Below are 5,810 nucleotides of genomic sequence, written 5' to 3'. Positions count from 1 at the left end.
TGTGGTTCTCGTTGCCCGGGGAGGGGCTGAGGCAAATGTGGTACGACAACCCCCACCCGACGGGGCACGCCCCGCCGCGGGTCCCCTGTAGGGGCGGGGGGGCGTCGGCCCCCATCGCCGGGTTCCTGCCGATCGGCGAGGCGGCCGAGCTGACCAACATCGGCATCCTGCTGGCGTTCGTGGTGGTGTGCGCGGCGGTCATCGTGCTGCGCTACCGGCAGCCGGAGCTGCCGCGCACGTTCCGCACGCCGTGGATGCCGGTGGTGCCCGCGATGGGCGTCGTCTTCTCGATCTGGCTGATCACGTTCCTGCAGTGGCAGACCTGGGTGCGGTTCGCCGTGTGGTTCGTGCTGGGGCTGGCGGTCTACTTCGCCTACTCCTACCGCCGCTCCGAGCTGGCGAAGGGCGGCCCGGAGCAGCCGCGGTAGGGCTACTCCCCCATCGCCAGTCCGTCCCCGGCCGCGCCGCGGCTCAGCACGATGTCGCGGATGCGGTCGCGGACGGCCCGGACGTCGGCGCCACGGGCGAGCGCCCGGTTGAGGTTCACGACCCGGCCGGCGTCGACGTCGAACAGCTGTGGGACGAACTCCGCCTTCGTCACCTTCCAGCGCTCGCCCGGCCGGGCGGGCGGGGCGAAGGTGAAACGGCCGAGGGTGGACTGGTTGCCGCGCGGGTCCTTGGCGCCCTCGTGGTTGGTCATCTCGCCGGCGATCTGGTCGCCCATGCCGTAGATGACCCAGGTGCCGTTGACCTTCTCGTAGGCCTGCGGGACGTGTGCGTGGGTGCCGAGGATCAGGTCGATGTCGGGGCGGTCCGCGGTGCGCGCGGCGGTGAGGTTCCGGGCCAGGGCCACCTGCCGGTCGTCGGGGGCGTCCTGCCACTCGGTACCCCAGTGCAGGGAGACCACGACCACGTCGGCGCCCGCCCGGCGCGCGGCCCGGGCGTCCTCGACGATCCTGGCCTCGTCGATGAGGTTGACGGACCAGGGCTGCCCCTGCGGGAGCGGGATGCCGTTGGTGTCGTAGGTGTAGGCGAGGTGGGCGACCTTGGCCGGTCCCGATCCGAGGACGGTCGCCGTGCGTGCCTCCTCCTCGGTGCGTGCCGAGCCGGCGTGCCGGACGCCCGCGCGGTCGAGGGCGTCGAGGGTGCGGCGGATGCCGTCGGCGCCGTCGTCCAGGGTGTGGTTGGAGGCGGTGGAGCAGCCGTCGTATCCGGTGACGGCGAGTGCCTGGGCCACCTCGGGCGGGGATTTGAAGGTGGGGTAGCCGGTGTAGGCGCCGTCCGCGCCGTAGACGGTCTCCATGTGGCACAGGGCGATGTCGGCGCGGGAGACGACGGAGCGGATCCCGGCGAGCATCGGCCGGAAGTCGTAACCGGTGCCGCCGGCGTCGAAGCGGGCCCGGTCGATGATCGAGCTGTGCGGGAGGACGTCACCGGAGGCGACCAGTGTGAAGGCGCGGGGCCCGGCGGCGTCCGGGGCCGGGCGTCCGGGGCCGGGTTTGTCGTGTCCGCGGGCCTGGCAGGCGGCGCCTGCGGCGAGGACGACGGTCAGGGCCAGGGCGATCTGTCGACTGCGTGCGAGCATGCATTCACCCCACTGTGGGCGTTGTGGTCGTATTTACGCACCATCAGGAAAGAAGGCGCGCGGCGCCCCGCGTGGCTCCGACACGCTCATCAGCCCGTCCGGCACCCACATGGCCGGGCGCCCTGACCGTTCGTCGAACCGTTCGTCGACGCGATCGACCGTCCGCCGCACAGCCGGGTACGTGCCCTGTGCCCCGGGCCGCGCCCTGCGGTGGCATACGGCCATGACGGCCGGATCCACTCTCACGAACGGAACGACCGCCGAGCACGAGCTCGCCGCACTGCAGCGGGAGCACGGCCGGCCCCTCTTCGCGCTGCTGCTGCGGCTCTGCGACGGCGACCGGCAGCGCGCGGAGGACCTGGCCCAGGAGACGCTGGTGCGCGCCTGGCAGCATCCCGAGGCCCTGCGCGCCGACGACTTCGACTCCGTGCGGCCCTGGCTGATGACCGTCGCGCGGCGCCTCGCGATCGACGCCCGGCGGGCCCGCCAGGCGCGTCCGCCCGAGGTCGGCGATGCGGTGCTGGAGAACGCGCGGGTCATCTCCGACCACGCCGAGCGGGCCGCGGCGATGCTCGACGTCCGCGAGGCTGTGAAGACACTCACTCCGCAGCACCGTGAAGTCCTGGTGCTCGTGTACTTCCAGGGGGCGAGTGTGGCGGAAGCCGCGGCGACCCTCGGCATTCCGCCCGGTACCGTGAAGTCCCGCGCGTACTACGCGCTGCGCGCCCTGCGCAGGGTGCTACCGGGATACGCCGCCGACCTGCGATGAAACCAATGGGTGGGTCAAGCCTCCGTAAAGCGCCTTGCCGATGACCCCGGTTGAGTAATCGGCTGGTCTCATCCGTGTTCCGGAGGGGGGCCGTCAGCGTTCCCCGGGGCCCGGTGTCGGGCGACGCGCACGGACCGGAGGAAGGCAGGAAGGGATGCTGGACAGAGAGCAGGGGAGCACGGACGGTGCCGACGGTGAACTGACCGTCCCCATGGCGTGGTTGTACGCCGAGTACATCGCCGACGAGCTGCTGCGGACCGGCGATCTGATGCCGCCGACGTCCTTCGAGTTCCGCGCCGGGCGCGATGCCCTGGCGCTGACCATCTTCCTGTCCGACACCGACGGGGAGCTGTCCGGCATCCGGGTCGTCACCCAGCTGGAGACGTGGCTGTCGCTGACCGCGTACGACCAGCCGTGGCAGGAGTGGGTGCGCGAGCGGCTGGCCGAGCTCGCCGTGGGCGCCGCGCGGTCGGGGCGGCCCGCGCCGGACCTGGGTCTCGCGGAGGAGGCCTGGCGCTGGCTGCAGGAGACGGAGCTGCTGGCGCCCGATCTGAACGCGGTGCCGGGGGGCGCCCCGGTGGTCGGGGAGGACGAGGGGCCGAAGGTCTGGACGCCCGCCTGGCAGCTCGGACTGCCGCTGGGACACCTCGCGATCCATCTCTTTTAGATTTCTGCGGCCCCGGACCAATCCGGGGGCCGGAGGGCTCCGAATCCTTTGGTTGCGATTGTGTCACCGGCTTGAGTGATTCCGCTGCCTGGTCCGTACCGGTGGGAGCAAGGAGTAACCCCACCCGCACCCAACGGCACGAGGATTCGGCATGAGGTCCCTGGAAAGGCATCACGACGTCGCGGCCTACGCGCTCGGCGTGCTGGACGAGGCGGAGGCATTCCGCTTCGAGGACCACCTCATGGAGTGCCCTCGGTGCGCTGCAGAGGTGACGGAATTCGGCGCGACCACACGGCAGTTGATGCTGTACCGGCGGGCGACGCCACGGTTCGTGCACCCGATGGCGCAGCCAGGTCCGCGCATGCTGGACGGGCTGCTGGCCGAGGTGGCGACCCGGCGCCGGACCGGACGCAGGCGCCTGCTGTTCGCCCTGGCCGCCTCGGTCGTTTTCGCGGCGTCGGTCCCCGGCATCGCGATGATGGCCGAGGGCAGCGCCGAGGAGTCCCGGACGGTGGCGGCGACCGATGCGCGCACGGGCGTGTGGGCACAGGTCACCACCGAGGACGAGGCCTCCGGCAGCCAGGTCGAGCTGAAGGTGAAGGACGCCTCGGGTCCGCGCCCGTGCCACCTGGTGGTCGTCGGACACGACGGCACCGAGGAGACCGCGACCAGCTGGCACGGGCCCGGCCACGACCGCCCCAACACGATGATGGCCAGCTCCTCCATGCATACGGAGGACATCGCCCGCTACGAGATCCGCTCGGCGGCCGGCGAGGTCCTGTGGAGACTCCAGCCGAGCTGACCATCCGTCCGCCCCCGTCACCGGGCGCCGCCCGCGCCCCGGTGTGAGACTGCTGGGTGACGCACCCGGACAGCGCGCGAGGGCAGGCGAAGTGGCGACGGCGCAGACCGGCGACAGTCGTCTGGAGGAGTTCCTCGCCGATCCGGAGACCGCTGCGCTCGACCTGACCACCGCTGCGGCCCGCTGCACCAAGGCCCTGGGGGTCCCGCACTCCGTGGTCTACCCGGCCGAGTTCCAGCAGCGCCGGCTCGTGCCGCTCACCGACGTCACCGCGTCCCTCCTCGTCGACGACTCGCTCGCGGGCTGGACCTACCGCACCCAGTCGCTGCGCGTGACGGACTCGGAGTCGGGCGGCATGACCGCCTGGCTGCCCCTGGTGGACGGCGCGGAACGCCTCGGCGTCCTCGCCGTCGCACGCGCCCGCGCTGACGCCGGCCGTCCTGCGCAGCGGCCGGGCCCTCGCCACGCTGATCGCCATGATGATCACGTCCAGCCGGGCGTCCGAGGGCTCCTTCGTCCGGCGCACGCGCATGCACCGGATGCGGCTGCCCGCCGCGATGCTGCGGGCCTTCCTGCCGCCCGTACGATCGGCACCGCCCACGTCGTGTCCACGGCCGTACTGGAACCGGCCTACGAGATCGGCGGGGACGCCTTCGACCACTCGCTGACCGAGACGACCCTGCACGCCACGGTTCTCGACGCCATGGGCCACGACCTGGCCCCCGGGCTCACCACGGCCGTGTCGCTCGCGGCGTGCCGCAACGCCCGGCGGACCGGCGCGGACCTGCCGGAGCTGGTGCAGTGCGTCGACGACGCACCGGCGAGTGGCTCCCCGACCCGTTCTGCACGGGCTTCCTGGCCCAACTGGACCTGGCCTCGGGCGTGCTGCGGTGGACCCACTGCGGTCATCCCGCCCCGCTCGTGATCCGCGACCGGCGGCTGCTCGGCGACGCCATGCTGCGCGAGCCGGATCCGCCGATGGGCCCGCCGTCCCTGCTCGCCGGCCGGAGGCGGCCGGTGCACGAGATCGCGCTGAAGCCCGGCGACCGGGTGCTGATGTGCACCGACGGGGTGACCGAGGCGCGGGCCGAGGGCGCGGGGAGTTCGGCCTCGAGCAGTTCGCCGACTACATCATCCGGACGACGGCCTCCGGTGAGCTGGCATCCGAGACACTGCGGCGCCTCATCCACTCCATCCTCGGCTCCTCCACCAGCCGGCTGCGGGACGACGCGACCATCCTCATGTTCGAGTGGTCGCCGCCGTCCCGGTGAGGCCCGACCGTTTCACTTCAGCAGCCGGGACATCCTGCGGTCCGCGAGCGGCTTGCCGCCCGTCTGGCAGGTCGGGCAGTACTGGAGCGAGGAGTCGGCGAAGGACACCTCGCGGATGGTGTCGCCGCACACCGGGCAGGGCTCGCCGGTGCGGCCGTGGACGCGCAGTCCGCTCTTCTTCTCGGCCTTCAGCCGTCCGGCCGCCACGCCCCGGGAGCGTTCGACCGCTTCGGTGAGCGTGTCGCGCAGGGCCGCGTACAGCCGCCCGGTCTCCTCCTCGCTCAGGGACGCGGCCAGTTTGAAGGGCGACATCTTCGCCGCGTGCAGGATCTCGTCGCTGTAGGCGTTGCCCACACCCGCGATGAGGCTCTGGTCCCGCAACGCGCCCTTGAGCTGCCGCCGTTCGCCGGCCAGGAGCTCCGCGAGGCGCCGCTCGTCGAAGTCGCCGGCGAGCGGGTCCGGGCCGAGCCGGGCCACGCCCGGGACCTCCTGCGGGTCGGCCACGACGTACACCGCGAGCCGCTTCTGCGTACCGGCCTCGGTGAGGTCGAACCCGGCACCGGTCTCCAGGGCCACGCGCAGCGCGAGGGGGCCCTTGCCGGGGCGGGGCGGCCCGTCGGGCGAAGAGGTAGGCCAGCATGTGCATGCTGATCCCATCGATCCGGCAGGAGAGCTCGGCCCCGGTGACCAGCGTGACGCCCTCGGGCAGCGCGGCG

At 72.5% G+C, this 5,810-nt stretch carries 7 protein-coding genes and 3 pseudogenes; 7 read left to right on the top strand and 3 right to left on the bottom strand.

Going from position 1 to position 5,810, the window contains the following annotated elements:
- Positions 1–428 (top strand): amino acid permease C-terminal domain-containing protein (locus tag ABZ281_RS34375; protein WP_356661922.1); only part of this gene is annotated, 428 nt, incomplete at its 5' end.
- 2 nt (positions 429–430) lie between these two features.
- Here the strand turns inward: ABZ281_RS34375 and ABZ281_RS34370 are convergent.
- Entirely contained in the window at positions 431–1,585 is a 1,155-nt protein-coding gene (locus ABZ281_RS34370; protein ID WP_356661920.1) for a CapA family protein, read from the bottom strand.
- Between the two features lie 223 nt (positions 1,586–1,808).
- On the opposite strand from ABZ281_RS34370, the gene ABZ281_RS34365 reads away from it, so the two are divergent.
- The 6 genes and pseudogenes from ABZ281_RS34365 (at position 1,809) to ABZ281_RS34340 (ending at position 5,094) form a co-directional block, all read left to right on the top strand.
- Positions 1,809–2,354 (top strand): sigma-70 family RNA polymerase sigma factor, encoded by a 546-nt coding sequence (locus ABZ281_RS34365; RefSeq protein WP_356661918.1) that lies wholly within the window; start codon positions 1,809–1,811, stop codon positions 2,352–2,354.
- A gap of 154 nt (positions 2,355–2,508) precedes the next feature.
- The gene (locus ABZ281_RS34360) at positions 2,509–3,021 is read left to right on the top strand and encodes a hypothetical protein (protein WP_356661916.1); all 513 of its coding nucleotides are present in this window, start codon (positions 2,509–2,511) and stop codon (positions 3,019–3,021) included.
- A 151-nt stretch (positions 3,022–3,172) separates the two neighbouring features.
- Entirely contained in the window at positions 3,173–3,823 is a 651-nt protein-coding gene (locus ABZ281_RS34355; RefSeq protein WP_356661914.1) for a zf-HC2 domain-containing protein, read from the top strand.
- A gap of 91 nt (positions 3,824–3,914) precedes the next feature.
- Positions 3,915–4,748 (top strand): hypothetical protein, encoded by an 834-nt coding sequence (locus tag ABZ281_RS34350; protein WP_356661912.1) that lies wholly within the window; start codon positions 3,915–3,917, stop codon positions 4,746–4,748.
- A pseudogene (locus tag ABZ281_RS34345) lies at positions 4,706–4,858 on the top strand (serine/threonine protein phosphatase); the annotation flags it as partial. The gene ABZ281_RS34350 and the pseudogene ABZ281_RS34345, both read left to right, overlap by 43 nt.
- Before the next feature lie 23 nt (positions 4,859–4,881).
- Positions 4,882–5,094 carry a hypothetical protein gene (locus ABZ281_RS34340; RefSeq protein WP_356661910.1) on the top strand — a complete coding sequence of 71 codons (213 nt, stop codon included), beginning with the start codon at positions 4,882–4,884 and terminating at the stop codon, positions 5,092–5,094.
- A 12-nt stretch (positions 5,095–5,106) separates the two neighbouring features.
- Here the strand turns inward: ABZ281_RS34340 and ABZ281_RS34335 are convergent.
- Positions 5,107–5,715: pseudogene (locus ABZ281_RS34335) on the bottom strand (zinc finger domain-containing protein); the annotation flags it as partial.
- Position 5,716: 1 nt separating this feature from the next.
- Positions 5,717–5,810: pseudogene (locus tag ABZ281_RS34330) on the bottom strand (phosphatase); the annotation flags it as partial.

This window comes from Streptomyces sp. NPDC006265 (assembly GCF_040613555.1).
Lineage (GTDB): Bacteria > Actinomycetota > Actinomycetes > Streptomycetales > Streptomycetaceae > Streptomyces.
This window is presented reverse-complemented; position numbering and strand designations above follow the sequence as displayed.

Bases quoted from the DNA above. Each gene is read 5' to 3' on its own strand.
- ABZ281_RS34370 (WP_356661920.1), bottom strand. From the start codon at position 1,585: ATGCTCGCACGCAGTCGACAGATCGCCCTGGCCCTGACCGTCGTCCTC.
- ABZ281_RS34365 (WP_356661918.1), top strand. From the start codon at position 1,809: ATGACGGCCGGATCCACTCTCACGAACGGAACGACCGCCGAGCACGAG.
- ABZ281_RS34360 (WP_356661916.1), top strand. From the start codon at position 2,509: ATGCTGGACAGAGAGCAGGGGAGCACGGACGGTGCCGACGGTGAACTG.
- ABZ281_RS34355 (WP_356661914.1), top strand. From the start codon at position 3,173: ATGAGGTCCCTGGAAAGGCATCACGACGTCGCGGCCTACGCGCTCGGC.